Origin of the sequence: Salinirubellus litoreus, from assembly GCF_037335815.1 — an archaeon.
GTDB lineage: Archaea > Halobacteriota > Halobacteria > Halobacteriales > Haloarculaceae > Salinirubellus > Salinirubellus litoreus.
The window spans coordinates 128,068-154,516 of the sequence record NZ_CP147842.1 but is presented as its reverse complement, the minus strand read 5'-3'; the positions used below and the strand labels follow the sequence as shown (position 1 = coordinate 154,516).

Annotated in this window: 30 protein-coding genes and 3 pseudogenes; 14 read left to right on the top strand and 19 right to left on the bottom strand. The window is 60.8% G+C overall.

From position 1 onward, the window contains the following. Window positions 1-91: 91 nt before the first annotated feature. Window positions 92-436: pseudogene (locus WDJ58_RS23660) on the top strand (IS6 family transposase); the annotation flags it as partial. Window positions 437-589: 153 nt separating this feature from the next. Here the strand turns inward: WDJ58_RS23660 and WDJ58_RS23655 are convergent. Next, window positions 590-1,024 (bottom strand): hypothetical protein, encoded by a 435-nt coding sequence (locus WDJ58_RS23655; RefSeq protein ID WP_338918060.1) that lies wholly within the window; start codon window positions 1,022-1,024, stop codon window positions 590-592. A gap of 199 nt (window positions 1,025-1,223) precedes the next feature. On the opposite strand from WDJ58_RS23655, the gene WDJ58_RS23650 reads away from it, so the two are divergent. Continuing rightward, window positions 1,224-1,907 carry a CPBP family intramembrane glutamic endopeptidase gene (locus tag WDJ58_RS23650; protein WP_338918059.1) on the top strand — a complete coding sequence of 228 codons (684 nt, stop codon included), beginning with the start codon at window positions 1,224-1,226 and terminating at the stop codon, window positions 1,905-1,907. Window positions 1,908-2,297: 390 nt separating this feature from the next. On the opposite strand, the pseudogene WDJ58_RS23645 reads toward WDJ58_RS23650, so the two are convergent. Continuing rightward, window positions 2,298-3,517: pseudogene (locus WDJ58_RS23645) on the bottom strand (RNA-guided endonuclease InsQ/TnpB family protein); the annotation flags it as partial. A gap of 159 nt (window positions 3,518-3,676) precedes the next feature. On the opposite strand from WDJ58_RS23645, the gene WDJ58_RS23640 reads away from it, so the two are divergent. From WDJ58_RS23640 to WDJ58_RS23625, 4 genes are all read left to right on the top strand, one after another. Then, a complete protein-coding gene (locus WDJ58_RS23640; RefSeq protein ID WP_338918058.1) occupies window positions 3,677-4,369 on the top strand; it encodes a CPBP family intramembrane glutamic endopeptidase in 693 nt (230 codons plus the stop codon). A gap of 108 nt (window positions 4,370-4,477) precedes the next feature. After that, window positions 4,478-4,780 (top strand): hypothetical protein, encoded by a 303-nt coding sequence (locus tag WDJ58_RS23635; RefSeq protein ID WP_338918057.1) that lies wholly within the window; start codon window positions 4,478-4,480, stop codon window positions 4,778-4,780. Between the two features lie 211 nt (window positions 4,781-4,991). Continuing rightward, a complete protein-coding gene (locus WDJ58_RS23630) occupies window positions 4,992-6,155 on the top strand; it encodes a PQQ-binding-like beta-propeller repeat protein (RefSeq protein ID WP_338918390.1) in 1,164 nt (387 codons plus the stop codon). A 165-nt stretch (window positions 6,156-6,320) separates the two neighbouring features. Continuing rightward, window positions 6,321-6,743, top strand: coding sequence for a DUF5518 domain-containing protein (locus WDJ58_RS23625; RefSeq protein ID WP_338918056.1), 423 nt, complete (start codon window positions 6,321-6,323; stop codon window positions 6,741-6,743). Between the two features lie 88 nt (window positions 6,744-6,831). Here WDJ58_RS23625 and WDJ58_RS23620 read toward each other — a convergent pair whose 3' ends face one another. Continuing rightward, window positions 6,832-7,215 (bottom strand): hypothetical protein, encoded by a 384-nt coding sequence (locus WDJ58_RS23620; RefSeq protein WP_338918055.1) that lies wholly within the window; start codon window positions 7,213-7,215, stop codon window positions 6,832-6,834. Between the two features lie 291 nt (window positions 7,216-7,506). On the opposite strand from WDJ58_RS23620, the gene WDJ58_RS23615 reads away from it, so the two are divergent. Next, entirely contained in the window at window positions 7,507-8,364 is an 858-nt protein-coding gene (locus tag WDJ58_RS23615; RefSeq protein WP_338918054.1) for a type II CAAX prenyl endopeptidase Rce1 family protein, read from the top strand. Window positions 8,365-8,527: 163 nt separating this feature from the next. On the opposite strand, the gene WDJ58_RS23610 is transcribed toward WDJ58_RS23615, so the two are convergent. The 9 genes and pseudogenes from WDJ58_RS23610 to WDJ58_RS23575 all read right to left on the bottom strand — a co-directional run bounded on the left by WDJ58_RS23610 (window position 8,528) and on the right by WDJ58_RS23575 (window position 14,761). Beyond that, window positions 8,528-8,899 carry a hypothetical protein gene (locus WDJ58_RS23610; protein ID WP_338918053.1) on the bottom strand — a complete coding sequence of 124 codons (372 nt, stop codon included), beginning with the start codon at window positions 8,897-8,899 and terminating at the stop codon, window positions 8,528-8,530. Window positions 8,900-8,909: 10 nt separating this feature from the next. Continuing rightward, window positions 8,910-9,242, bottom strand: coding sequence for a hypothetical protein (locus WDJ58_RS23605; RefSeq protein ID WP_338918052.1), 333 nt, complete (start codon window positions 9,240-9,242; stop codon window positions 8,910-8,912). Next, on the bottom strand, window positions 9,232-10,044 hold the full coding sequence (locus tag WDJ58_RS23600) for a hypothetical protein (protein ID WP_338918051.1): 813 nt from the start codon (window positions 10,042-10,044) through the stop codon (window positions 9,232-9,234). The genes WDJ58_RS23605 and WDJ58_RS23600 overlap by 11 nt, the downstream gene beginning before the upstream one ends. 268 nt (window positions 10,045-10,312) lie before the next feature. Further along, on the bottom strand, window positions 10,313-10,756 hold the full coding sequence (locus tag WDJ58_RS23595) for a hypothetical protein (RefSeq protein WP_338918049.1): 444 nt from the start codon (window positions 10,754-10,756) through the stop codon (window positions 10,313-10,315). Next, window positions 10,753-11,859 (bottom strand): PQQ-binding-like beta-propeller repeat protein, encoded by a 1,107-nt coding sequence (locus WDJ58_RS23590; protein ID WP_338918048.1) that lies wholly within the window; start codon window positions 11,857-11,859, stop codon window positions 10,753-10,755. Before WDJ58_RS23590 ends, WDJ58_RS23595 begins: the two co-directional genes overlap by 4 nt. A 788-nt stretch (window positions 11,860-12,647) precedes the next feature. Further along, complete coding sequence (locus WDJ58_RS23585; protein ID WP_338918047.1) at window positions 12,648-13,157, bottom strand: DUF3592 domain-containing protein; 510 nt, start codon at window positions 13,155-13,157, stop codon at window positions 12,648-12,650. A 155-nt stretch (window positions 13,158-13,312) separates the two neighbouring features. Next, a pseudogene (locus tag WDJ58_RS26465) lies at window positions 13,313-13,411 on the bottom strand (IS5/IS1182 family transposase); the annotation flags it as partial. Window positions 13,412-13,427: 16 nt separating this feature from the next. Continuing rightward, window positions 13,428-13,856 carry a hypothetical protein gene (locus tag WDJ58_RS23580; RefSeq protein WP_338918046.1) on the bottom strand — a complete coding sequence of 143 codons (429 nt, stop codon included), beginning with the start codon at window positions 13,854-13,856 and terminating at the stop codon, window positions 13,428-13,430. Window positions 13,857-13,882: 26 nt separating this feature from the next. Then, window positions 13,883-14,761 carry a prohibitin family protein gene (locus WDJ58_RS23575; protein ID WP_338918045.1) on the bottom strand — a complete coding sequence of 293 codons (879 nt, stop codon included), beginning with the start codon at window positions 14,759-14,761 and terminating at the stop codon, window positions 13,883-13,885. Between the two features lie 230 nt (window positions 14,762-14,991). Between WDJ58_RS23575 and WDJ58_RS23570 the strand changes: the two genes are divergently transcribed. The 5 genes from WDJ58_RS23570 to WDJ58_RS23550 all read left to right on the top strand — a co-directional run bounded on the left by WDJ58_RS23570 (window position 14,992) and on the right by WDJ58_RS23550 (window position 19,122). Next, a complete protein-coding gene (locus tag WDJ58_RS23570) occupies window positions 14,992-15,771 on the top strand; it encodes a GIDE domain-containing protein (protein WP_338918044.1) in 780 nt (259 codons plus the stop codon). A 10-nt stretch (window positions 15,772-15,781) separates the two neighbouring features. Continuing rightward, a complete protein-coding gene (locus tag WDJ58_RS23565; protein WP_338918043.1) occupies window positions 15,782-16,618 on the top strand; it encodes a hypothetical protein in 837 nt (278 codons plus the stop codon). A gap of 111 nt (window positions 16,619-16,729) precedes the next feature. Continuing rightward, window positions 16,730-17,107, top strand: a complete 378-nt coding sequence (locus WDJ58_RS23560; RefSeq protein ID WP_338918042.1) for a hypothetical protein — start codon at window positions 16,730-16,732, stop codon at window positions 17,105-17,107. A gap of 134 nt (window positions 17,108-17,241) precedes the next feature. Further along, window positions 17,242-18,096, top strand: coding sequence for a hypothetical protein (locus WDJ58_RS23555; RefSeq protein ID WP_338918041.1), 855 nt, complete (start codon window positions 17,242-17,244; stop codon window positions 18,094-18,096). 330 nt (window positions 18,097-18,426) lie between these two features. Then, the gene (locus WDJ58_RS23550) at window positions 18,427-19,122 is read left to right on the top strand and encodes a hypothetical protein (RefSeq protein WP_338918040.1); all 696 of its coding nucleotides are present in this window, start codon (window positions 18,427-18,429) and stop codon (window positions 19,120-19,122) included. A 118-nt stretch (window positions 19,123-19,240) separates the two neighbouring features. On the opposite strand, the gene WDJ58_RS23545 is transcribed toward WDJ58_RS23550, so the two are convergent. After that, on the bottom strand, window positions 19,241-19,696 hold the full coding sequence (locus tag WDJ58_RS23545; protein ID WP_338918039.1) for a hypothetical protein: 456 nt from the start codon (window positions 19,694-19,696) through the stop codon (window positions 19,241-19,243). 279 nt (window positions 19,697-19,975) lie between these two features. Here WDJ58_RS23545 and WDJ58_RS23540 point away from each other — a divergent pair, with 279 nt between their 5' ends. After that, entirely contained in the window at window positions 19,976-20,422 is a 447-nt protein-coding gene (locus tag WDJ58_RS23540; protein WP_338918038.1) for a DUF5518 domain-containing protein, read from the top strand. A gap of 149 nt (window positions 20,423-20,571) precedes the next feature. Here the strand turns inward: WDJ58_RS23540 and WDJ58_RS23535 are convergent, their stop codons facing one another. The 3 genes from WDJ58_RS23535 to WDJ58_RS23525 form a co-directional block, all read right to left on the bottom strand. Further along, window positions 20,572-20,769: a hypothetical protein gene (locus tag WDJ58_RS23535; protein ID WP_338918037.1), complete on the bottom strand. Its 198-nt coding sequence runs from the start codon at window positions 20,767-20,769 to the stop codon at window positions 20,572-20,574. Window positions 20,770-20,979: 210 nt separating this feature from the next. Beyond that, window positions 20,980-21,843, bottom strand: coding sequence for a hypothetical protein (locus WDJ58_RS23530; RefSeq protein WP_338918036.1), 864 nt, complete (start codon window positions 21,841-21,843; stop codon window positions 20,980-20,982). Between the two features lie 124 nt (window positions 21,844-21,967). Beyond that, a complete protein-coding gene (locus WDJ58_RS23525) occupies window positions 21,968-22,372 on the bottom strand; it encodes a hypothetical protein (protein WP_338918035.1) in 405 nt (134 codons plus the stop codon). Window positions 22,373-22,543: 171 nt separating this feature from the next. Here WDJ58_RS23525 and WDJ58_RS23520 point away from each other — a divergent pair, with 171 nt between their 5' ends. Next, the gene (locus WDJ58_RS23520; protein ID WP_338918034.1) at window positions 22,544-23,656 is read left to right on the top strand and encodes a peptidase; all 1,113 of its coding nucleotides are present in this window, start codon (window positions 22,544-22,546) and stop codon (window positions 23,654-23,656) included. Between the two features lie 389 nt (window positions 23,657-24,045). Here the strand turns inward: WDJ58_RS23520 and WDJ58_RS23515 are convergent, their stop codons facing one another. From WDJ58_RS23515 to WDJ58_RS23505, 3 genes are read right to left on the bottom strand one after another with little or no spacing between them, the layout of a single operon-like run. Continuing rightward, window positions 24,046-24,621, bottom strand: coding sequence for a hypothetical protein (locus tag WDJ58_RS23515; RefSeq protein WP_338918033.1), 576 nt, complete (start codon window positions 24,619-24,621; stop codon window positions 24,046-24,048). Next, the gene (locus tag WDJ58_RS23510; RefSeq protein ID WP_338918032.1) at window positions 24,618-25,376 is read right to left on the bottom strand and encodes an ABC transporter ATP-binding protein; all 759 of its coding nucleotides are present in this window, start codon (window positions 25,374-25,376) and stop codon (window positions 24,618-24,620) included. Before WDJ58_RS23510 ends, WDJ58_RS23515 begins: the two co-directional genes overlap by 4 nt. Continuing rightward, a complete protein-coding gene (locus WDJ58_RS23505) occupies window positions 25,373-26,263 on the bottom strand; it encodes an ABC transporter permease subunit (RefSeq protein WP_338918031.1) in 891 nt (296 codons plus the stop codon). The genes WDJ58_RS23510 and WDJ58_RS23505 overlap by 4 nt, the downstream gene beginning before the upstream one ends. Between the last annotated feature and the right edge of the window lie 186 nt (window positions 26,264-26,449).

The window sequence follows — 26,449 nt, the reverse complement described above, 5'->3', positions numbered from 1 at the left end:
GAGACGCAGACAGATGCTGGGGTTGCTGGGAGTGGCTACCGATACGTCAGTCGCCGGATGCAGCGAGGACACCTATTCAGATCGCATCGAGGTCGACGTGACCAGCCGCCGCGGGACCGATCCCGCGGCGGCGTTCCTCGAGTCGCTCACCGAACTCCACGACCTTGACGACGCAGAATTTCTCGTCGACGGCATGGGCTACCTGACTGCCCTTGCCCGCCATCGGTTGAGCGGTCAGCTCGACTACAGCGACCGGAACCACATCGAAAAGTGGTTCCAGACCGTGACGATGCGGATCGACCGCTTTCACTCGTTCTGGCGGGGCAGTCAGGCCAGCGCCCGCCGGTGGTTACGGCAGTTCAGGTACCACTACAACCACGACCGACCGAATCAGGCGCTCGACGGCCGAACGCCTGTCGAGGAGGTGCTCAACTAGACAGTGCCGATATAACAATTATATAATATATGTGCCATATTTTCTCGACGTCGTGCAAGGTACCCAGCACGTATTCAGCATGGCTTGGTTGGCCGACCTTTTTCGGTCTCACATACCGGGAATGGGCTGTTCGTTTCCGACGTCCAAGGCGACCTATCTGTTCTGTGGAGGTGCTGGTGACGACGCTATCGCTCCATTCGTCACTCGTGCGGCGATGTAGGCCAGGAGTGCTCCTGCGAGTACCACCATTGGGAGTCCGAAGAGCAAGACCCAGAGGCCGTCAAGCGCGTTACCGAAAAAGAAGAGCGCGAATCCAACCGCCGTCGTAAAGACGTACGTCACGGTGGCGCCAGCGGCCGTCCAGAGCCGTCGGATAACCGGCTGTGAGATCGTTCCCGTCGCACGCACCGCGCGGTACTCGAGTGCCGTGTAGGTCGAGAACAGCGCAGTCAGACCCGCAGAGGCTCCCATTGGAATCCCTAGCATCAACGAGAGTTCGATCCAAGGGACCAGACCGACCGTGACACTAGCTCCGACGATCAAAAAGCAGAGCACCCCAACGAGGAGGCTACTGCCGGCTCGGTACATGACTCCCATACTAGACGTACGCTCGAACATACCCTCAATACGACTGGTGTATCCCAGCGAATGGGAACCACCTGCGGTTCACGTGATACGGGGCGAAATGGAGCGACTGGTCGTTTCACTGGTAAGTCGGACGGCAACCTCATCTCGCTGATGATAGTGAGAAGTAAAGCCAATGTGTACGATACATACTAGCGAAACGGTGTCATTATCAGATTGGGTATCGCGGCATCGGATCACCATTGCCCTCCTCTGGACAGGACTCGCGCTCGCTGCACTGGTGATTACTCCGCTGATACTGCAGACGACGACGCCGATCTTCCAGATGTTCTGGTTGATCGTTCCGTTTATCAGTCTCGTTCGGCATCGCGACACCGACCGTGTTGGATTCCGAACTCCTGACCGTGGGCAAGGACTTCGAGCGGCGATCGCTGCAGGCATCATTTATGCGATACTTCTCATCCTCGTCGAACCGTGGAGCGGTGTCTATGACCGATTGCTTGTTCTCGCGTTAGAAGGCCCGGATCCAACATTCGCGTGGTTGGTTCGTTTTGATGGGTTGGGTGGATGGGTGGGTCTGGCTCTGTTCAGCGGCTTCGTCACCCTGTATAGCGAGGAACTGTTCTTTCGGGGCTGGTTATTACAGACGTTGAATCGCCGGACACAACCGAGAGTAGCAATCATCGGCCAGGCAGTTGTATTTTCTCTCTTCCAGTCCATCTCCGTCTTCTTCTTCGAACCGTTTCAGACTGCGCTGTATCTCCTCATATATGCGTTCGGACTCGGCGTAATCGTCGGTGCAGCCGCCCAACGAACACAAAGTATCTGGCCCGGGCTAGCCGTCGTCACTGTCGCAAACCTCGTACTCACCGCTATACTGATCTGAGTTGATGGTTTGCAGGGCACCGAATCCTCCAGAGACCGGCGGTTCCGGCTACCCCAGGAAAAAGAAAAACGTGTTAGGTGGTATTGAACACGGACTAATACTCTCGACAAGCGAGAACCGCTCGGTGACTTGAGGCGCGGTCCTGATTTCACTCAGGTCTTTGATTTCCCCGCTCTACACAGCCCTCATCGAGATTCTCGGTGCGAGAGAGTGAGGCCGCCACTCTTTTTGACATCCTCCCACGACTGAAGTCGTGGGATTCCTCTCGTGGGAGTCTCAGTCGTCTGAATCCCCGAGAGCGATATTTCCACTCGATGCGGTACTCTGGTCTGTGTAGTCCTCGTTGGCCGTTGTCTCCGCGATGAAGGGCGGGCTATGGTGTTCCCGCTAGTCGTGATTGTTCCACTTGAGGTACACGGGCCGTGCCATCGACCCAACCGCGTTTTTCTGTCGTCTCAGGAACGATTCCGACGCCACGAGGTCTGCGTGTCCTTCAAACCCACACGGACACGTCAGCGTGTCCTCGTGGCGAACCGTCTCCTCGTGCTCGCCACACGCTGGACACGTCCGACTCGTCCACGCCTCGGACTCCTCCTCGACCGAGATGCCGTACTCTTCGCACACGTCTCCAAGGCGGTCGATGAATCGTCGGTACGCCCAGAAGTTGTGCGTCTTCTCGTTCACAATCGGCGACCAGTGCGTTGAGAGCACGCCCTTGAGGTCCCCAACGTACAGCGTCGAAACGCCCTCGTCGAACAGGCGTTCCACGAGGTCGCGGACGACGCTATCTTGAGCGTGGTTACGACGATTCATGCGCTTGCGATACAGGCGGTCGATGCGCTTGCTGGACTTTCGCTGTTCTTCGAGGAGCGACTGGTAGTGCGCGATTCGCTCTGTGGTGTCGCGGAACTCGTTGAAGAGGTCGCGTCCGTCGTACAGGAGGTTGGAACCGGTCGTTGTCGTGCAGGCGACGAGGTTGTTAGAGCCCACGTCCAGAGCGGCCTCTTCCGAGGCCAGTGGTGAATCCAGTCGAGAATCGTCGATAGTGACCGGTTGGAAAGCCCTGAACCTGTTTGCGAGTTCGTCGTAGACGAGTTCGAGTCGGCCCTGTTCGCCGCTCCACTTCGGGTCGCCCGCGACTTCAACGCGAAGGCGCTGGTTCCGGTTCAACCCAAGTTCATCTTTGAGTTCGGAACCGATTGGGACTTCGAGTCGGGAACGCTCCCCGTACTCGATGGTGTACTGGTCGTTACGGACGTAGGTGCGTAGCACTCTCCCGTCTTCTTCGTTGCCCCAGTATCCGGGTGGAGACGTTCGTTCATCGAGTTTTCCGGCGTGGTACTTCTCGTTACTGGAGAAGAACGACCGCCACGCTTCGCTGTTTTTGCGGATGAGTTGCTGGGCGACGGAACTGCTGAGGACACCTTTGTATTTGCTCTCGAGACTGCCGGTGTCGGCGTCCCAGACGTTTTCGCCGTCTTCGAGGAAGGCTTGGCGGCGAGCGTAGTTGCCTCGTTCCAGAGACTTGAAGAAGCGTCCAACCAGCGCACGAACACCTCACGCTCTTTCGCAGAGCGGGGGCGGACGGTAAACTGGTTGGCTCGCTTCATCACTACGTGCTACGACTTGTTAGTTTGTAAAGGAATGGGCTCGTGTGGGAGACTCGGGCCTGCCATCGCTCGGGGGTCGTGTCGTGTCGGATTCATCCTACGAGTAAACTCATGCGCTTTCTCATCGAATCTTTGTAATTCCGTTACTACAATGGCAGTATGCCTTCCACGACTGGCGACACACGAGCGGAGTCTCATCGGGGGCTTTCTGCAGTCGTCGTCATCGGCCTGAGCGTGTCGCTGTTCGGAGCACCGTTACTCGGACGGCTCGACGTTCCGCGCTGGGTCGACGCGTCGGTGACGCGATCGTTTCTTGCGAACTCACTCGCCAGCTGGCTGCTGGTCGCCGTCCTCCTCGTGATCGTCGTCTACTGGGAGCAGCGCCGGTTGACCTCTATCGGGCTACGGGTGCCAAGCCGCAGGGAGGCGGCCGTCGGAATCGGTGCTGGGCTGGGTGGGGTCGTCCTCGGTCTCATCGCAATCGGGGTTGCTGTCGCCACGCTACAACTCGAGCAACCTGAGACGCTGTCGGCGATCAACCGGCTCTCACTCCCCGTCCAGATCACCATCGTCGCGACGGCAGTCATCACCGAGGAGATCCTCTGGCGGGGCTATCCGATCGAACGACTGACCGAACTGACCGGAAACATATGGATCGGTGCAACGGTCAGTGGAGTCGTCTTTCTGGCCGTCCACTATCCTGCCTGGGGCCTCGTCGGTGCGATTCCACAGGCGGTCTTCACCCTCGTCATTGTGGGTGTGTACGTCTGGTCACGGAACGTCGTGGCCTGCATGTGTACCCACGGCGTCATCAATACGCTCACGATCCTCGTGTTACCCGCGCTTCTGTGAATTCATTCGTGCGAATCAGTCCAGCTGGAATGAGGGAGGGGGGAGGGGATTTTTCAGCAGTCAAGAGGATAGCCCTCGATATGGTCCCCGACTCGAAACGTCCACGGGATGGTGAACCGCGCGAAGAGGTCCTCCCTGGGTACGGATGGAGGTGAACACCCCGCTCCCGGATTCGACGAGGCGGCGCTCTACACCGTCGTTCGAGACGCCGTCAAGGACGCCCTCCTGGACGTGATCGGAACGGTGTTGCTGGTCGGAATCGCGTTCGTGCTCGTCATCGCGGGGGCACAGGCTGTCTTTTCGGCACTGTCGTTCGGTACGGTCGCCGTCGGGATCGGAGTGGCTGCTGTTGGAGTCTATCTCGCAGCTGCGACGCTCAAGATTATCCCACCGATCCGAGACTGGTTCTGACGACGCGGTACTTCTCACCCTGCGCTACGTGTGACGGACAGTTTCTCGCTGCGCACTCGGAAACATACGGACTGGTCGCCAGGCTCTGAGTTGATGACTGACTCAGGACGCTCTCCTGGTCCGATATAGCGTAAGCCTCGGGTTGACCGAACCGAAGGATTACCTTCGAGAGGTGAGTCGTCGTTCATAATGCCCTCCACGGCGGTTTCTCATCGGTACCGGGACGGCTGGCATCGCCACGCTGGCCGGATGCCAGGGCGCTCCGAAGCCTCGATACGTCGGTGAGAGTGGCGAGGAACCCGACACGAGATGGTGGCCCCAGCCCGAGTTCGACCGGATCGCTTCGTGCTACAATCCCCGATCGGTCGGTCCTCGTGAGGTAGTCACGGAACGGTGGAGTATCGATATCTCCGGCCCCTCCTCGCGTCCGGTCGTCGCCGACGGCATCGCGTATCTCCCGACTGCGACGGCCCTCCGAGCCGTCGACGCGAAGACCGGCGAGGAACGGTGGCGCGAGAACGGCGGCGACGAGCCGATGTGGCCCCGTCGCGTCCTCTGGTACGACGGAACCGTCTACGTCACGCAGATCGGCGAGCCGGCGCTCATCGCGCTCGATGCCGAAACGGGCGAGCGCGAATGGACGTTCACGCCGTCCAGATCGGGTATTCGAGCCCTGTTATCGGACCCGGAGGGAGGGGATCTGTACGCAGGCGACGGCCGTGGCAATGTCTATGCGCTCGACACCGACACGAGCGAACTGTCCTGGCAGCGGCAGGTGTTCGGCCCGGTCATCGCCTTCGCCCAGAGCATTCCGGAGCTCCTCGTCGCGACCGAAGCGGGGGAGGTCTACGGTCTCTCCCCAGACGACGGGCGTGGCTACTGGCGACAGAAGCTTCCCGGCTACATCGAGTCGCTGGCGACGGCCAACGGCCGCGGAGCGTTCGTCAGCGTCTTCGGAGGGCCGACGGTCGAACTCGAGTCCGAACGTGCCGGCGCGGTCCAGTGGCGACGCGACACATGGAGCAGCGACTCGTTCGTCGTGGCCGGCCGGACACTTATCGCCGCAGGACACCGTCTCACCGCGCTCGATATCCGTTCGGGAGGAGACCGACAGTGGACCGGTGGGAAGACCGCCCAGTGTGGGCCCGCAGCGGCGGGCGATACTATCTACGCGGCGTCCGAAGACCGAATCACTGCGTACGACTTCGGTGGCGGGATCGGCGTGGGTCCAGTCCGACCCGGAGCGAAGCGGTGGTCACATCCCGTGGAGGGGCGACCCGAGCAAGGCCTCGTCGTCGCTGATGACGCCGTCTTCGTACTCACCGAAGGTCACGAAGACGAGGCGTCGAAAGCGTACGCACTTGAGGCAGCATAGCACACATGCCTCTGTCGGCCAGCAGGACTGACTGGACCTGAGAAGTGATGGCTTCGGTACGATGGACTTGACCCATCAGACCCGCTCGCACACCTACAACACAAATTTTTATCGATACGGACAGAACCGTTGACCATGGTCCGAATTGGTCCCCTCTCCCTCCGAATGACCGAGACGTGGAAGTACGCCCTCATCGGCGGGCTAGCCTCCCTCCCGTTCACGATCGGTCTCTACTGGCTGTCGGGAATGGGGAACGAGTTCTCCCTCAACATGGTGTTCTTCGGCGGGCTCCTCGCCGGCTATCTCGCCAGCGTGGCAGCGACGGCGACGAACAGTTCCAGCGTCGGGTTCCGTGCCGGCGTCGTCGGAGGACTGCCGGGATTGTGGCTCCTGGTCGATCTGCTCGAGGCTGCGATCGCGTGGGCCAGTCCACTCTGGTTCCGCGTCGCCGCAGTCTCGATGCTAGCCGTCGGCTTCACGGCGGTGCTACTCGGGTTCGCCGGACTCGTCGGGCTTCTCGGGGCGAAGGTCGGTGGCTGGCTAGCCAAGAAGACCGGCGCGCACCGAACTCCACCCATCGGGAACTGACGGGCAGGTCGAGTGGCTGCTGGGTCTCTCTGTCCAGGTGAGAGTGGTACGTTCGGTCACCTTCTCTGTGGATCGCGGTTCCTCGTGTTCAGGGGGTCCCGACGCGGTCGTGACGTCGGTACAGGTAGTACGACAGCGCTGGGACCGACAGGACCAGCAACACCGAGAAGACGGCACCAACGAGGTGGACCAGTCCAGCAAGTCCCCACGCTGGATTCGGCGACCACGTCCCCTCCCCACCGAGCGCTCGGATATCTGCAAGCAGGCAGCCGAGGACGATCAGCGCCACGATGATACCGCCCCAGAACGCGGCGACTGAGAGGACGAACGACGCGATCCCGACCGCGAGGTTCGGCTCACCAGGGGCCGACGATGCAGCAATGAACGTACGGGAACCGAATCTGGCCAGGAATTCAAGGAGGAGGACGAGTGGAAACAGCGCGATGCCGTACCACCATGGGGACCTCGACATGGACTGTCGGTCGTGGGGGAGTTGAAAATACGTACCGAACACGAATTTGCTTTTGATCAGTAGGGGTTGTTGAAATCCTCAGTCGCTGATGACTTGTCGTGCCCGTGCTGCATACAGCGCGCAAGTCGGTCACCATCGATAGGGAGCTAACTAGTCCAGTCGATCCGTTCGACACAACATTATGTATTTCATTTCTCCGTTGCTCGTCGGGCACCAAGCGCCGCTCTATTGATTCCCCGCCGCGGAGACCCGGGTTGACAACTTATAGCACAGGCCGATGAATATTGATGTATGGCCTTGATAGCCCAATCAACCAGTAAGGCGCTGAAACTTCCCTTCTTCCGGAGTCTTTCACCCGTCGGGAAGACGCTCATGGCACTCGGAACCTACGTTGCTTGGACGGCGCTGACGTGGCTCTTGGAAGGGCGTATTCAAACATTCCTTCGTCCTGAGGCCGTGACGGACCGGCTGATTTACACTGGCCTAGCGAACATTGTCGTCGGGACGATTCTGGGCTTGCTGCTCGTCCGAGAATTCGTCGCGTCCGACTTCACTACGCGAATGAATCTAGGCTTCCGGTCAGGTCCCCGCACCATCGGCGGGATCATCGTCGGTGGTGTCCTCGGATTCGGACTCTACGTTCTGCAACAGCCTGCGACGACCGACCCTATCGTAATCATGAACGTGTTCGCACAGGTGCTCCCCGTCTCAATCGCCGAGGTGGTCGTCTGCTACGTTGTCGTCGGAGGCAGTATCGCCGCACTATTGCGTAATCGTGGAGTGAATCGGTACCTAACGATTGGAAGTGCACTCGTCGTCTCGTCAGTGCTTTTCGGCGTCTATCACTTCGCTCACAGCCCCCCCTTTAACACGGTCGGGATGGTCGGTCTCCTCACTGTGGTCGGTGTGGGAACGGGGCTGATCTACTTCGTTGGCGGGTCGTTCTACGGGGCGCTTGTATTCCACAACTTCATGGCGCTGTTCGGAATCGTCACTTCGCTCGCGGAAGCCGGACAGCTCGCGACGTATCAGCAACCACTCGTTCCCCTCCTGGCGACGGCGTTGGTCGCGTTGACGATTCTCGTTGGCATTGAACGCCTGTTCGTCAAGTCCTCGCAAGAGGACAGGACGACAGCTGCGGATGCCTGAGTGGAACACGCGACCGCTCTGACCTAGTTCTTCTCTATCCAGTTCGATTAGTCCAAGAGTTCCGAACAAGTAGCACACAACAATCCAGTGCTGCATACATTCTCTAAATTCATCACGGGATATTTATCAATCTTAACGTATTTCGACGGAGCACGCCAGTATTCTATGCTGTCGAAGCCCCCTCTCGTGAGAGCTGATACCCTTCCCAAAGGAGTGCAGAAGTGCCACCGACTAGGAGAACCATCGTCAACAGTCCGAATCGACCCTGCGAGAGGTTGTACCCACCCCACGAGAGAAAGAAGACGGCCTGGAAGAGTGGATAGTACTGCGATTGTCGCAGACGGTCGCTCGCCAGCACGAACACGTAGCCGACGAGGACGATCACGAAGAGATCGCCAGGGATCCCTTCGGCCCCCGCGAACTCGGGATACAGGATCGCCGTCCCGACGAAGGCGAGCGATATCGCTCCGGCGAGGAGGTACTGCAGTTCCTGCTTTCGTGCCCGGAGCATACTGCTCGTAGTGCTGTCACTCATAGGTTGTCGGTCACCTCGCCGGGTGTGCCCCACGGTGCGAGTCCCGACTGGTAGGGGATGACTGTCGCTCCGAGCCTCCGTACACCACCCCGACTACGAGACCGATCCAGGAGATCCTCGAGAGTGCTTCGTACACCCCCTGAACGACGAACAGTACCCCGATCGCCCCCATGACGAGCCGACTGGCTCTGGCCCGCTTGGAGAGACCCAACGCGACGACGGGGACGCCACCACAGAGGAGGATCGCGAGCTGGAGTGGCGGCTCCTCGATCACCGACCACTGAGACAGCACGACGACAGCGAGCACGAGCCCCGCGATGGCGGTCTTCCGATCAAGCACCATCGGCGACTCCGGGATCGATCGTCCGGTAGAATGCGACGGAGTAGACGCCGAAGAACCCACCGAACAGCGCGCCGAGGACGACGATGAGGAGTGCAACGCCGATGGTGCTGACCATCGAGAGCTGGGGGAGCGAGAGGACGGCCGTGGTCCGGGGTGAGACGAGGATCGATGCGACGCCGAAGACGCCGCCGGCGACAGCGCCGAACACGCCCACGAGTACCGTGTAGCCGAGCGTACTCGCGAGATGGACACGAACGACCGCGTAACTGTGTTTTAGCCCGTCGACGGCAGTGAGGTCGTCGATGACGATCGCCTGCCCGTAGAACTGGATGAAGAAGACGAACAGCAGATACGCGAGCACCACGACGACGGCGATCAGCCCGGCGATGGCGAGGACGGCGATACCGACGCCGCCACGCAGATCGCTGAAGACGGCGAAGCCGATCGGGATCGCCATGATGAACGCCGCGAATCCGATGGCGAAGTTGACGGCCACCAGGACGAGGTAGGCGACGAGCACCGAGACGTAGTTGGCCTTACCCTCTCTGAGGAAGCTCTCTAGCGAGGTTCGGCCGTCGAGTGCCTCGTCGGCCATGCCGATGACACCGGCCTGGAAGAACGGCATCACGAAGACGAACACCAGCGAGAACCCGAGTGAGACGACGCTGGCGAGGAGCGGGTTGATCGATTGTAGAACTAACTGCGGGACCTGGAACAGCATGAGTACGAGGATCGGGACGAACAGGACAGGGTTGCGCTGGAGGGCGCCCGGTGTCCGGCGGAGGGCGTTCAGGACGGCCATATCGAACGGTCATTCAGGATGCTGATTAGTATTTATCAAATGGTGGTTTGAGTCACGGGGGGTCGGGCTGTTCCGGTGATTCACCAGAGGCACCGGTCGGAGCGGACTCATTGAAAAACCAACAGGTGATATAATTTGGCGGTCGTGATATTGGTGAGCGCGTCTGTAGCGGTGAGTACGGGTGTGAGGCCGCACATCGCGACTAACTAGAAGGAGACCTCCAGCTTATCAAAACGAGATGTCGGACTCCAGTCGGTCGAGCCGTCAATCACTCGGAGTCCGTCTCTTCTACTGAGCTAACCGCGCGACTCCACTTGATCTCGAAGGCCACCGCGTACGCGAGTAGGAACGCTCCCAGCCAGACCAGTACGGCCTGCAACGTCGGATACAGTGCACCGACGTATCCGTCACCGACCCCGATGAGCGCGTCCGCCACGAACCCGACCGCCAACGAGACGAGTGTGAACCCCGTCAAACGGCGGTACGTTGGCGGATTCGAACTGTTGACCAGTACCCCGGCCACCGCAGCGACGACGAGGGTTGAAACCACGCCCGGCGTCGAAATCGACGTCGGGCCGACCGCTCGCTCCACGACAAACCTGACGGCGATTCCGACCGAGTACTGGAGGATGAGAAGGTAGACGAGTCCACGCCCCACCTGCCGGACGTACCCGGACATCGCCGCCCCGACCCCAGACCCCGACCGGCTCATCGTTCTGCCTCCTCCGGGTCGTAGGCACGGAGTGATCGCCCCACTCTCGCATAAAGCGCCCCGTCAGCACTCGCCATCCCGTAGATGCGTGCGTCCGTCCCTGACACTGCGTGGTTGAACCGGGTTGAGCCGTCGTTCGTATCGAGCGCAACCACCGCCGATTCGCCGGGTAGATACAGTGTTTCACCGGCAAGCACCGGGGCGACGAACGGCGAGGTCTCACCGACCGAGACCGACCATCGCCGGTCACCGCTCGCTGCATCCAGCGCGACGGCGGCCCCATCACCGACGACGTAGACGCGATCCCCGTCGGTGACCGGCGAGACGGGCTCTTCGAGGCCCGGTACCTCCGTCTGCCAGACCACGCTGCCGTCCTCAGCGTCGAACGCGGTGAGCATCGGGCCGCCGGCGTACACCCGTCCCTGGTTGATTGCGGGCGTCGCGAACGCGCCGAACAGTTCTGGATCGCGTGGCGTCCGCCAGCGGACGGTGCCGTCTCTCGGGTCACGCCCGACCAACCGGCCGGCCCCAGTCTCACTCGTGCCAGTGAGGAGGAGCGCGCTGTCCATCCCCCGATCCTCGGCTGCGGCGAACGCCAGTGGTACTTCGGAGGCCGCCTGTGACCAGCGCCGAAGCCCGGTCGATTGGTCGAGTGCGACGAGCTGATCACCGTTCGAGAGGGAGTTACCGATGACGACGAGATTGCCGACCGGCAGGACGTGTTCGAAACTACTGGTCGTCCGGAACGCCCACGTCGACTGTCCGGTGGCGGTAGCCTGTCCATACAGGGTCACTCCGCCGACGACGTAGACGCGGTCGTCACTGACCGTGGGGCCGGTCTGGAGGAACTCGAACGGGGGCTCACCGGCGAAGACGCCCGGGAACTGGTCGCGGCGGCGGCGCGTCCAGTCGAGCGAGCCGTCAGCGCTGGCGACCGCCTTTAGGGCGTAGCGCCCGACGGTGTACACCCGACCGTCCGTCGCGACCAGTCCGGGACGGACGATGTTGACGGAGCCAACCGACTGGCGCCACCGTTCGACGAGGCCGACTTGAGGGCCGGCCTGCGGCTGGTAGCCGGTGCGCTGGGGGTCACGTTTCTCCATCGGCCACGCTCCGGCCGGCACTCGAGCGTTGAGCTGCAGCGGCGGGAGTACGGCGTCCGTACCGAGTCCCGCCGCGAGACCTATCGAGACAGTCCCGCCAAGGGCTGCGAGCAGTCCCCGTCGAGAGAGTGAGCTGTTGGAGGGCACGTCTGTCCGTTTGTGTCGTGTTCATATAGTCACGGGGACACAGCCAAGACGAGGACGGGCCGCCGAATACACGGTCTCTACCGGACAAGCGGTTACTGACAGAGTACGAGTAGCCGGGGAACCACCTGCTACATAGAGAGCGCGAATGTACTACTCCGGCTGACCCTCGCGGTACACTTTGATGAGGAGTATCGCGCTCAGGAGACTGCCAGCGAGAAAACCAAACCAGAGTCTCGAAAACGGCTCTCGACGGGCAGCTGCTTGAAACAGTATTCCCGTTAGAAGGGTGGCGACGACCAGCCTCGTCCGCCAAGTTACCATAGGTGAAATCGTCTCGAAACAACCAAAGGTGTGTTCGTCTCCTCGGTTCCTCTGGACGGACTACGTCGCTGAATACGTCTTCTGAACTCTACGCGGTACCCCCCGGCCCGACCGGTTCACCGTGGGTTCCATTATAGTAGCGTTTGGAAGTCGTTACTCACGAACGGGGGGACCGCCCCCGTCCGGAGTGTGTCATCGGTTCCAAACGCGACTATAGTTCGGATGGTGAGCGAACCCTAACCGTCCGTGACCGAATCATTGCTCCGCTGAGGACAGCGTTCCCGTAACGGAAACGTATCGTGGTCGAACGCTCTACCAGCTCAGGTGCGCTCTCGCCGATAGTTCTTCACCGCGGAGAACCCTCCGAACAGAGCGAGGATCAGGCCGACACCGATAAACAGGAGTTGCCTATTGGACGTCCGGTTCTCGAGAAACGCGGTTTCTGGATCGTCGGGGTCGACGTACGCAGTCGTCTTCGTCTCCGGTTCGTACTCGGCTATCGCGTTCCGAGCGGCGGACTCGGAATCGTATCTCGTCGGGACCGAACCAGGGAACAGTTCGTCCCCGGTGTACGTCTCCCCTTCGTATATGTAGGTGAACTCCACTACCGGTTCGTACTCGATGTCGCTACCGGTGCCGGCTGTGGATGACTCGGTCTCGACGCCCACCTCGGTGATCGTCGCTTCGGTCTCCACCGAGTCTCTCACCGCGTTCGTCGACTGGACGTAATCGACTGCCCCATAGCCGGCCAACCCGACTGCAACGAGGAGCAACAGGAGGGACTGTCCAAGGGTCTTCGGCCCGTTTATCGAGAGACCATCATCGCCCATCAGACTCAACTGCCATCTCAAATGCAACAAGGCTGTTGCTTCCAGAAGAGCGAGTCCGACCGAGCGCTCTATTCGAGACGGGATGTTCAGGGGTGGTCATCAGATCGGCTGTACTGCTGTTATACACTCTCAGGGCGTTGTTTAGACGCCAGCGTTCAGCGGTCTGCCCCCTCGATCGCGCGTTCGATGTTTCGCACCGCCGATTTCATGACAAGTTCACGGAATTGACCGAACCACGTTCTCGCCCACAGAGACGGGGCCGCCGGAGTGTCACCCATTGCGTTCGAGTTCTCGGTCGATAGCGTCCAGCTCTCGCTCGTCTGTGGCAGCCAGCGGGTCGGCGCACACCTCACAGAGTACCGTCTGCGTCGTCGACAGACCAATGAGTGGGACGCCGAGGAACACGAGTTCCCGGTACGTGGTGCGACGCTCCCCCGGACCTTCCCAATCGGTACAGGACTCACAGGGGGCCGTCTCGGAGAGCTGAATCGTCGTGGTTTCGGTCCGTTCGAATGGGCCCGACGCGATCCGTGGGTAGGGTGACGGCGACCCGGTCACGACCTGGACAACCACGTATCCGAGCCCGAGGACCAGCGCGAGCGCCAGCGGGAGCAGGAGGAAGCCCGAGGCACGAGCCATCGCTACGAACAGCACGAAGGCAAGGGCGACGACGGTCGCGACTTTGAGGTATCGTCGCATCTCGAGACTCCCGAGTCGGATCGAGATCAGCCTGTGCTCTCGTTCCCGGGCGTGTCCCGCTCGTTCGTGGGCGTGGCGTCGTCGGTCACGTCACGCGTAAGGGTGACGCCGCCCTCCGCCGGAACGTAGATGGTGTTGTCGTTCTCCCGGAGCGCCTCGATGTAGCGAAGGTCGAGCACTTCGGGGTTCTGGCGGAGCGCCTCGCCCTTGATGCGGATCTGTTCGGCCTCGGCTTCGGCCTCGATCACCTGCCGCTGTTTGTTCTTCTCGGCGACCTGGATCTCGTACTCGGCCTCCTCGATCTTCTGCTGTTTGACCTTCTTCTGCTCGATGGAGTTCGCGTACTCGGTGGGGAGCCGGACGTTGCGTATCTGGACGCTCTCGATGACGATACCGCTGCCATCGGTCTCGTTCTTGAGCGCTCGTTCGACGGCGAGCTTCAGGCGGGTCTGGCCCTCGCCGGTGTAGATGTCGGTCACGTCGATGTTCCCGCCCTCGGTCCGCAGCACCGAGCGGACCGTCGGGCGGATGAGGCGCGTCTCCGCGGTCGGGAGGTCGCGGTACTCCTCGTGGAACCGTGGGGCGTCGCGGGGGGTGACGCGATAGCGGACGGTCACGTCGACGTCGACGTGCAGGCCGTCCTGGGTGAGGACGCGCACCGAGTCGTCCTGGTTCGCGTTGTCACCCTCGCCGCTCTGGTGACTCATCGTGTACGTCTGGGGTCGTGTCGGGATGCTGACCGTCCCCTGGACGATGGGTGTGATGAAGTGCCAGCCGGGTTCAAGGACCGTGCCCGTGACCGCACCCTGATTCTTGACAACTTTCACGTTCCCCTCGTTGACGCCTTCGAACGCCATCACGCCGCCGACCATCGAGACGAGGAGGAGCAATACGAGACCGATCACCGTGGCGGACCTGGCGAGTCCACCAGCGTCTATTGGAGGGCTATCGCGCATGTACCATCTCGTGGTGTGAATCTGTGGTATATAATACTGGCTACTTACATGTGGCACCTGGGAATATATCGAACCCATATATCGCCTCCACTGACTTCGAACCGATCCAGTTGAGGCAGTGATACAGCGGAGTCTGTCGAAGCGGTACACACAGGTGGGAGCATTCGGAACTGTCGTTCATGGTTGGGCTTCCCACCTCCCCGCTCGGATTAGTCCTTCTCGCAGGGGTAACCGGAGGTGGCCTGCTTGCGCTCGGATTTGCGCTACGAGAGGTTGGTGCCATTCGACAGGTCATTGGCGGCACCTCGACGGACATCTATTCACTCTCGACGGGGACCAATGGTCCGATCAGCATCTCGGGAACGGCGGTCCTCTACGAAGAAACCCTCCTGAGCCCGTTCACCGGTACCGACTGTCTGGCCCTTGAGTACGAAGTCGAGGAACGTCGCACGACCCAACACGGCACATCGTGGGTCGAGATCGACTCCGGTCGCGCCGCAGTGCCGTTCCTGCTGGAAGACAAGACGGGCAGTGTGCTCGTCAAGCCGACCCGGGTGAGACTCGGGCTCGACACGAGTGAAACGATAGACGTCGATGGTGGTGAACCGCCGCCGGACCGGATTCAGGAGTTCATCGAACGGAACGCCGATGTCGACTCCGAGGAGCGAACTTGGGATCTGAAGATCGTCGAACTGAACGTCGGGGACGATCGCCGATACATCGAACGTCGGCTCGATTCCGGCGAGTCGGTGACGGTCTTCGGCGAGGTCCGAAACGAACCCGGAGTCAGCACCCGTGCCGGTCAGGTTAACGCGGTACTCGCGGCGGGTTCGCATCCGCTCGTCCTCTCCGAGACGACGCCGTACCGAACCGTACTGCGCGTGTTCTGGCCCGTGCTCGTGGCGGCCTGTCTCGGGATCGTACTCCTCGGTGCGGCGATCGCTCTCGTCCTGCTCTGAGGCGCTTACCATGCCCGAATCTGATCACGTCCCGGATGACCCCACGATCGACTGGGAACTCGACGTGACCGACGATCCGCTCTTACAGACGCTGGCATACGTGTTCCCGAGCGTTCTGGGGGGAGTCGTGGTTCTCGTCGGTGCAATCCTGTGCTGGCTCCTGCTCCAGGCCGTTCTGACGAGGGATTTCGCCCGAGTGATTGGACTCGTTGTTATCTCGCTGCTCGGCCTCCTCACTCGCCGCTACCATCCAGCCCTACTCACGACGAACATCGCCGATCCATTCCGGGAGCGGTACTCGCGGCGAGGACTCGTTGTGGGTAGTGTACTCGGTGCCATCGTCCTCCTCGGGAGTACGCGACTGCATCCCGACGCTCCCTTTGTCGTATTCGTCGCGAGCTGGGTTCCACTCGTACTCACCGCTGGCTTTCCCACGTGTGGCCACGTGGACCCGGAGACGGAGACGCTCGTCGTGGATGGTACCGAGGTTCCAGTTGACGCTGTCCAGGGCTTCCGTAGAGTTCGTATAGGGGCGTTCGTCATCTGCTGGCTATCGTATTTGCGGGGAAGTCCATCCGCGCCACGGATCATCGTGCTTCCGTCTGGATCTTTCGAGTCGGTGAGTCAGCTGGTTGACCGCGCATCGGGATCAGCGGAGCGAGAGCCGTCGACGATCGACCGAACGGAGCGAGTCGTTGCGAGCCTGTTCGGGCTGGGAATGGTTGCGATCGGACCGGTTCTATGGATTATCCTTCCGCCAGGAGATGGGCAACTCGTTGCGCTGTACGCAGGCGCACTGTTCGGGCTCTTCGGGATTGTTCTTCTCTGGTACGCCTATAGCGCCTGAGTACTTCTCGTTAGAGTCGATCTCGACCGCGTCACTGAATGTGCCTGCCACGCCGCTCCACATCCCTGGGTCGACATCAGGCTTTTTCGACTGGTTAGTGAAACGTGCATCATGGACGACGCTCGCAACGTCATCGCTGACAACGTCAGAGCGATTCTCGTCGTGATCGGGGTTGGCTTGCTTATGCTCGGCGGCGTTGGTCCCGGTCCAATCGGCACGGGTTCCGTCCTCGGAATCGTCACGTTGCTGGCCGCGGTGATCCTCGTCTCGCCGATTGCAGAACTCCTCCGAACCGATGAGGAGACCGAGAATGAGGATCCACTCGACGCTCTCCGAGACCAGTACATCTCCGGGGATATCGACGAAACGGAGTTCGAGCGACGGATGGAACGGTTGTTGGACGACACCGACTACGACCGCATCGGGATTGATACGGATGGCGATCGCCTCTCTCTTTCGTCCTCAATCCGTGACCCCGAAACGGAATGATACACCGTTCAGCTGTGAGGTCCCGGTTCGACACCTGAATGTTGACGCCTGAAACTAGTTGCACTGCGATATGAAGAACGGCCTTCCGAGGCTTCGGAGGTGGTCTTTTACTGACTGAAACAGTACGCCGCAGTATGGCGACGCACACGGAGGCCGCGCTACGGCAGCCCAAAGCCGAGCGGCCCGATCTTGAGTACGCGTTCGTCGCCGGGCTCTACGTCGCTTGCCTCGTGGTTCCCGCCCTCGTCATCGCCCTCTCTCGCGTGTTCGCAGACGCCGCCATACTCTACGTCGGCTTTCTGCTCGCCGTGATGGGTGTGACCGGCGTCGCGGGCTGGGTGATCTCCAAGATACCCGGATTCGCTATTCGGCTCGGCCGTCACGACGTCGTCTGGGTGCTCGTCGCACTCCCGTTCGGCTGGTTCGGCGGCGTGTTTGGTGCCGACGCGCTCCACGTCGACCCTCCCGCCATCGCGATACCGCTGGCGGTCTTCGCCACGGCCGGTGGGATGTTGCTAGGGATCATACTGGTGGCGATGAGTCGAACCCGGTATGCAGACGCCATCCTTGAGGGAGCGACCGAGTTCGCCGAGTGGGAAGCGCGGTGGCCACGACGATGGCGCCGTGTTGCTGGGGGTGTGATGATCTGCGCGTTCACCGCGAGTACCGTCGGGTTCGTCTCCGTCTTCGGATTCGGCATCGAGTGGGGCTGGCGGCTGTACTACGCCCTCTTCGTCGCGATCCCGCTCATGAACCTGCTGAACCCGCGGACGTTCCGGGTGACCGATGTTGGGCTCGTGATCCAGCACCCACTTCAGCGGCTGTTTCGGCCCTGGTCGGCCTTTTCTAGCTACGAACTTACCGCCGATACACTCGTGATCCGACCGGCCGCGTGGTGGCGCCCGGCCCATCGATGTGATCGGGCAGACATCGAGGATGCCGATGCCAGAGTCGCTGCGGTCGACGAGTGGCTTCCGAAACGACGGTAGTAACGCGAGACGGACAACACGACACGATCGGACTCAACACCTTCTCACGACGTCGACCCCTCACGATCGGTGGCCGAGCCCCTCGACAATACTTATCACCCATCCAATAATACGAACGACAATGGCCCTCCATGTCCGCCCTATTCCAGCTGACGGCGTCCTCGTGTTTCGTACCCCCAGATTCGTGGTGACCAGTGGGAGACCCCGGGGTCCAGAGATGCCGTGGATTCGTGACCGACTGAGGTCCCGTGCGTTCGAACGCCTGTCGTCAACGACAGTCCACCAGAGCAGCAAGCGGCCACAGGACGTCTGTGGGTCTATCGCGGAGCCATGAGTGAGGACTCCTGGCGCTTCACAGTCACAAGAGGGGTCGTGACCGTCCAGGAAGACGCCATTGGGATCCGGTCGACACCGGGGTACTTCCTCGCCGGACAGCGGAGCCGCTGGCGGTACGGTGACCGGTGGGAACGGGGGAAGCTCGTGGTCAGCGCCGGTGGCCTGCTCTTTTCGATACTCGGGACGGCCTACCACTTCTCGCAGGTGGGTATCGCAGGCGTGGGATCGCAGTCTGCCTCACACGTGTTCGCCGTCGTCCTGTTCGCCTACATGTTCTGGTCGAATCACGTCGGCGAGACCACGATCCCGCTGTCGACCGTCGACACCATCACGCTGGACGAGGAGGCAGGGACACTCGTGGTCAGACACGAGTCGAATCACGACTACTTTACCTCGTTCAGAAACGAGCCGACCGAAACGAAGCTCTCGATTCCGACCGAGGACGACGTCCGAGAGGCCACAGAGATCTTCCGGCTGCGTGGGATCGACGTCGAAGAACCCAGTACCGAGGCTCTGGAGACGACGTACCGAGTCATCGTGAAACGCGGCGTCTGTTTCTGTGAGCGCTGTCGCTCGCAGGTCTCACCGAGCGACGGTACCTGTCCCGCCTGTGGATACACGATTCGAGTGCGATCGAGGGGAGATCAGGCACCCGGTTCCGTCTCGGACGAGGCCGAATTCGTGTCCTGATCGGACGGTAGACCTGATCAATCACTCCACTCGATAGGGGGGCGTAAATCCATCCTCAGTTCACGATGGTCGATCGATGTTTCCGTCGGATGCGGGCTCGGACCTCGCCGCTGAGGCGTCAGGAACGTCGCACGCCGTACGTCACGAGCGCGGTCGTCAGGCCGAACAGGCCGACGAGCACCAGCCGCAGAATCAGTGGTCCGTTCTGTGGATCGACGACCGGTATCGCGACGAACGAACCGACACCCACCACGAAGAGAACGAGCGCGAGCAGTCGGTCGTACTTCGGGTCGTACTCGATGTTCGCAAGGCGAGCCCACATGTTGTCCGAGTCCTCCGGTGGGGATCGTAGTCGCCGCTCGACCCCCTCCGCCGTACGGACGGCGTAGAATCCGCGCCTGAGTCCGGCCAGGATCGCTCCGAACAACCCGCCGATCACGAGCCCTGCAACGAGGGCGTCGGTCCCACTGACGACGCTCAGGACGACTCCAACGAGGAGGGCCGGGAGGACGAACAGACCGAGGAGTTCGAGTGCGTCGACGAGTGGCGCTCGCGTCTCTGGTTGTGCGGACATGTCTCCTGGTTACCGTATTGTCCATCACTGTCGCCCGAAGGCGTACAACTCTTCCGACACTCCGAATCCGATAGCTGTGCTGCCATCGATTCGATCCCATCGGAATCGTCATCGACCGGACCTGGAGAGAAGTGCGTTGTGACTATATTTCACTGCGGGTATTAATGCGCGATCGGTCAGAACTACAGGACGTATACGCGCCCTGAGGAACGGTTCAAGAACAGTTTCACTCTACCGGTATTTTATCACTCGTCTGCTTCAACAGGTGATCGAGATACGATGCCTGAAACTGGGCCCTCTCCCCAAAAGGGAACGACGTGGAAGTACGCCCTCATCGGTGGGTTGGCTTCCCTCCCGTTTACGACCCTCAGTTACTGGCAAACGGGGTCCGAACTGTCACTCGGAGCGGTGTTGTTCGGTGGTATTCTCGCCGGCTATCTGGCCAACCGAGCTGGCAGTGAGAGCAGCGGGGTCGGAACCAGGGTCGGGATAGTTGGCGGACTTCCAGTACTCTGGGTCCTTTTCGACGTTCTTGCGGCCACATCAGGACTGGCCGGACCTGCCTGGTTCGTGACGGGCGCGACGCTGCTCACGATCGGGTTCACGATCGTGGTTGCAGTTCTCGGATTCGGACTCGCTGCGCTCATCGGTGAAGTCGGGGCGCGAATTGGGGGCTGGCTAGCCGGCAAACGACCCGACGGTTCGACCCCCGTTGCCAACGGTTGAGACCTGCCCCGAGCGGAATACTCGTCTCTCTTATCCACTCCGTCATCGACTAACCGTGTCCATTCGAAGCCGAGCAACCATCGCTCAATAGAGTCGCCACCGGAGCCGTACACCGTCTGTCGGCGACACGGTAAATCAGCTCTCCTGGTTCACTCACCGGTATTCGTCGATCTGAGCGCGTCTGTATATCCCTCGAAGAAGAATTTCCCCATCCACAGGAGAGCAATGACGACACCGACGAGCACGATAAGCGCCTGTGCGATACCGTCTACGACTCTGGCCGCCGAGAGAGTCCCTCCGAGCACGATGAGGATACCAAGTGTGTCGCGGAGTCTCCAGTCCGACATACGTCAAGACGTATTCATGGTCTAATGGGTCTTGTGTCCCGTGGTACGGTCGCGTGGGTCAGTCTTGGGGCCCCGACTTCACTGTGTGGAGCTCCATGTGAACCCTCCTCTGACACCTCCTTCGAGAGTTCTCGGGGAGATCACTACGTCCACTACACAGAGCTGTCTCGTTGTTGGCGAGTCGTGAGAGCTGCTATCTTTCACTCCGAATCACGTCAGTGAGCCCAACCGCTGATAGCCGCCGATTCGACGGAGTACGTATTCGATCCCTCCCACGACGAGGACGAGGCCGAGGAAGACGAACCACGCGCCGATATAGAACGCGTGGGGGTCATCCGGATTCGCCGCGAACTCCGCCTGAACGTCCCTGAGGACGAACATGGTCAGCAGGGTCGCCGGTGCGAGCAATCGATGGCGAACGAGCAGATAGAGCGGGATTGCGGCGAGTAGCCACATCCCGACCGCCCCGTACAGGTACAGCAGCACCTCGAACCCACTGGACATCGTTACCCCGAGTCGATACGCGAACCACACCATCACCGTGGCGTGCAACAGGCCACCGATCGCGGCGATACCCGCTGCTCGACGTTTGTGGGCAGGAATCGATAGCCACGAGATCGGTCTGGACACATCCGGGAGCCGTTCCCAGCGTGTTCTGGTGGCGTATTCGAGCAGCCCGACGAACAGGAAGCCCACGGTCCAGACCGATGCGTTGATCATGTAGCGAACGATGTACAGGCCGTTCTCGACGACGATGATCCCGGTCGGTTCGGCCAGTCGTTCGAGTTCGGCGACGTCTCGGAAGGTCGGACCCGGTGGCGTCAGCTCCATCCCGAGGACGTAGCCGGTCGTCACTATGAGCGCTACCAGCGGGGCGACGAGCCGGTATCGAAGCACGAGCCAGACAGGGACCGCTGCGACGACGACGAGGCCGCCGTAGCGCCAGCTCAGTCCGAGCACCGAGTAGTTCGACGGACCGACCGAGTAGCCGAGATCGAGGGCGACGAGGAGGAGACAGCCCGCATGAAGCGTTCCGACGAGGAGACTACTCAATACATGGCGTCTGGAGGGCATACGTACGCCTGCTCTCGCCTCCCGCTTCTGTATTGCCCTCGTCGATGGTACCCGTTACTCGAATCGAATGGACGACTGAGATCGGACCCGTTTGGACGCAGGTGATGCAACGACTGGAACGATGCTACAACCCGATAACTCGTTCGACGTTCTGTTGGACGGAGAAATGGCGCCCACCTCGCGCGATGTCGACGCCATAAAACGCCAGTGAGAAGGCTCCAACCGTTGCCACCACGAATAAAAAGAGATCCTGACCGGAGGCGGTCCCTGCGACGATTTCCGGTGCGTAGGTAACCGGCCACATGAGTGCGAACGTCACGTACGACAGGCCGACGAGGTGGCGCCACGACAGTGTAATCGGGCCCAGTGACAGTGCTGAGACGGTTCCAGCCAGGATCGCACCGAGACCAGCGAGTCCCATCAGAACGATCGGACTCGAGACCAGTACAGCTGGCCCAAAAACGGCTGCGAGACCTGCAATGAGGAGCAGATCGAGGAGTCCGAGGTAGAGGAACTGCGACTGCTTCATACCTGGCGCAATCCGTGGAGAGACAAAAATTGTACTGCCGGACAGCCTCATGTTTCAAAATCCTCGTGAACGCCTCTTCGTCATTACGAAGCTACATCCTCGAAGGTACGATCCGCTATCATCTCTCCGGAGTTCGACACGACTTTGTCATTCTCACAGAATCGTGTGCGTATGGTCCCCCTCCAAGCGTCCTCGCCCCAGCTCGGACCAGCCGTCGCCGCGCTCTTCGGACTCGTCCTCCTCGGAGCGATCGTCGGGGCGGTCGGGAATGCTATCGTCCGTCGACTGTCGAATCCCGTCGGGAAGTATCGTCTCCTGTATGCCGTGGTGCTGTTTCCGGTGACGCTCCTCGCCTACGGTCTCCTCGCACTGCTTGGGTTCGGTCCCGCGCTCGTGGGGAGTAACCCGGGCGTTCCGGACGTCCTCTACGCAGTCCTCACCAACTTCGTTGAATTCCTCGCTGCGGGACTCGTCTGGATCGCTGCTTATGCACCCACAGTGCGTGGTGTTCGGGAAGCTCGCGACATCGAAGTGTCGACACGGTCTGCGCTTGCGAAAATGGCCCGCTATGTCATCGGATTGAGTGGGGTGGTTGCGGTGCTAATCGCACCCCTGACGGTCGTCTCGTTTGGCGCCTCACCGTTCTGGTTCACGGTCGGTCTGGCCCTCGTGGGAGTCATCATCCTCTACGTCTCCCCGTGGATCGTTCCCCTCCTGCGTGAGACGAGTAAACCGACCGGTGAGTCGGCCGAGCGACTCTCGACGCTCCGCACCCACGCTGGTCTCGACGTTCGAGATGTGCTTGTACTCGACACCGACGACGAGGAGACGGCCAACACGCTCGTCCGTGGTCCTCCCGGGTACCGACGGCTGTTCGTCACGAGTACGTTCCTGAACGCTTTCGACGACGAGATCGCGACGGCCCTGCTGGCGATCGAGGCGGGCCGGCTTCGTTCGAACGTGTTCGAAATACGGGTGAGTACAGTGCTCGTCGCCGGGGTCGCCCTGATTGCCTCAGTAACCGGTATGGGTCCACAGTGGCTCCTCCTCGGCGCATCGTTCGGGGTGCTTCTCGTCGGCTTCTGGGCCTCCCGTCGTGGGATACGGACCGCCGACGAGTATGCCGCCGAGCGGGTCAGTGCGTCCATGGTTGCCGAAGCGCTCGATAGATACGCCGAGATTCACGCGATGGAGCCGTCACGGCGGCGTATACCGAATCCGCTATCGGTGAACGTCGCGCTTGGTGACCGAATTGACCGCCTCGATCATGGGACCAGCGCTTGAAAGTGTTACATTTCTCGGGTCAGATAGGGTGAACCCGTGCTGCTAAAATGTTCATCAGGTGAGGGGCACAGCGTGCTGCAGACAGTGGGTGTATCGCTCAGCTAGCCACGTAGCCAGTTACTTTGGTAAAGATAGCCGGTAATACCTGTAGTACACACTGCTGCAAGGCCGAATGCGGTTATTCCTGTAGGATCCGGGACGAACAGTATTCCAAGAGCACTTCCTGTGAACAGGCCGATTATGAGGCAAAGGACAAAACGGATGGAGGGACTGGCCATGCTCAAACCTTCAGCCGAGAATATAAATTATTGACCGAATCACGCGGTGTATTCAACACGGTCCCCACAAATCATCGCCGTTGAAGAGCTCATTAGAGCCAGTGAAACCGCTCAGAGGAGGTCAGTCTTCTCGAGCGTGACCGTGACCTCCGGCAGAAACGACTGCCAGGCCTCGGATTCTTGGGTCGAATATTCGAGGATCGGAGGCTCGAACTCGCCCCGGACGTACCTGGTTCCCGCCCCACGGATGTCGTCACCGTGAAGTTCGTACGTCTCGCTGGCAGTTCCACTTGGTTCGAGTGTGTGGACCAGCGGCGTGTCCTCCGTGCCGTAGTTACTGCGACTCGTTGCATCGACGTACTGACTCTCCTCGTATCGACTCGTCCAAAGGAGCGTCCCCCCAGCCTCTTCGATATCGAGCGACGGTACGAGTTCCAGCAGTCCGAACGGCCAGATACCCGTGTTCCGTACCCGTATAGGGGCGTCTCCCTGGTTAGTGACCGCGAATTCGAGCCCTGCCGGGTGCTCGATGACAGCGTCAGGCTCCATGATACTGACGTCTAGTCCGACGGGAGCTGACGACTGACCCACCCGAACGTCCGTAACAGTGTACTCGGTCGCCCCCAGACAGCCCGAGAGGCTCGCCATCGACGCGGCGGCAGCGCCGAGCAGCGTCCGTCGCCTCATCGGTCGACCTCCGTGATTTCCTCTACAGGAGCGTGTCCGCCCGTCACCGAGACGAATATCTCCTCAACCGTCCCGTCTGGGCCGACGTCCGTTTCGGTACTGAGTTCCTCGATAGAGCCCTCAGCGACGAGCCGCCCCTCGTGAAGAATGCCGATCCGATCGCAGACGAGTTCCACCTGCCCGAGCACGTGACTGGAGAAGAACACGGCGGCCCCACGTTCGTTCTCCTCGTGGACGATTTCCCGGACGGTCCGGACGCCGTGTGGGTCGAGCCCGGTGAACGGTTCGTCGAGGACGAGTAGTTCCGGTTCGCCGACGAGCGCCATCGCGAGCGCCAGTCGCTGCTCCATCCCTTGTGAAAACGTTGCCACGGACTGGTCGACCGCGTCCTCCAGTCCGACTCGATCGAGGAGCGTCTCGGGGCTATCACCGGCCCGTTTCGTGTCGATGATGAACTCCAGGTGTCGACGCGCGGTGAGGCCGTCATAGAGGCTGTATCGATCGGGTAGAATGCCCAGCCGATCGTGGACGTCGACGACGTCCGTCCGTGGATCACGGCCGAGGACGCGGACACGGCCATCGGTGGGTCGGATGTAGTCCATGAGGATACCGATCGTCGTGGACTTTCCAGCTCCGTTGGGGCCGAGGAAGCCGTAGATCTCGTCACGCTCGATCGTGAGGTCGAGGTCTTCGACAGCAGCCATCGACCCGTACTGCTTCGTCAGCGCCTCGGTCAGGATCGCGACGTCGCTCACACCACATCACCTCGCGTAAAGCGGTATCGGGCGAGTCCTAGTGGGACGACTAGCCAGGCAAGGAGCACGAGGAACCCGACGGCCTCGTGGAGGTAGACCGGGGCCGTACCGGGAGGGAACGTCGCCTCGACGACGTACGCATTCGTCGACGTCTGGGGCTGGAGTTTCGTGAGGACGTGGCTGTACATGTTCGCGGAGTTGCCGACTCCGAGCACCCAGTTCGAGACGACGTGATACGCACCCGCCGGGGAGAGCCGAAGCAGGAAGAACAGTGGACCCGAAGCCGGCGGTTCGAAGGGGTTGACGGGAACCCCGGTCATCTGCGTGAACACAGTCGTACTGATTCGTGTCCAGAACAGGACGAACGGGAGGAAGACTCCCGCGAAGACGGCCCCGGCGGCCGTCACCGTTCGACTGACGACGGCAGAGATGGAGACTGCCATCGAGACGAGCACACCGACGTAGAGGAGCGTCACGAACACGGTTCCGAGGAAGGGGAGCGGATCGAAGAGTCCGTGGTCGACCAGTCCGATTCCAGCTATGACGAGAAAGGCGACGGAGACGGGCCCTGCGATACCAGCCGTCCGTCCGACGACTTTTCCGAGGAGCACATCAGTCCTCGTCAAGGGGAGTCCGAGAACGAACTTGACGCTCCCGGAGGTTCGTTTACCGACGATCGACTGGTAACTCAGGAGGAGAACGCCGAGCGGGAGGAGCACTGTTCCCGCGACCTGGACGTATCCGGCGGTTATATTCGACCCGAGGCCATCCCAGCCGACGTAGCTGGGCCGATAGCCCCAGAGGACGAGGAGGACGGCGAGCAGCCAGACGCCCTTGGAGGTCGCGACTGTTCGGGCTTCTTTGCGAGCAAGCGGGGACCAACGCATTAATTTGTCTAATTCTACATGAGTGATATATCTTGTCGAGTGTGCCTCATTGAGAGAAGCGACGAGGCACCCGACCTGTACTATCCGTAAGAGACAGCTCTACGGGAGATATGTCGCAAGGAAATTGATGAGGCGGTCGAGTGGTCTGTTAATCTGCGCATCGTCATTCTCATCTCCGTCCGACTG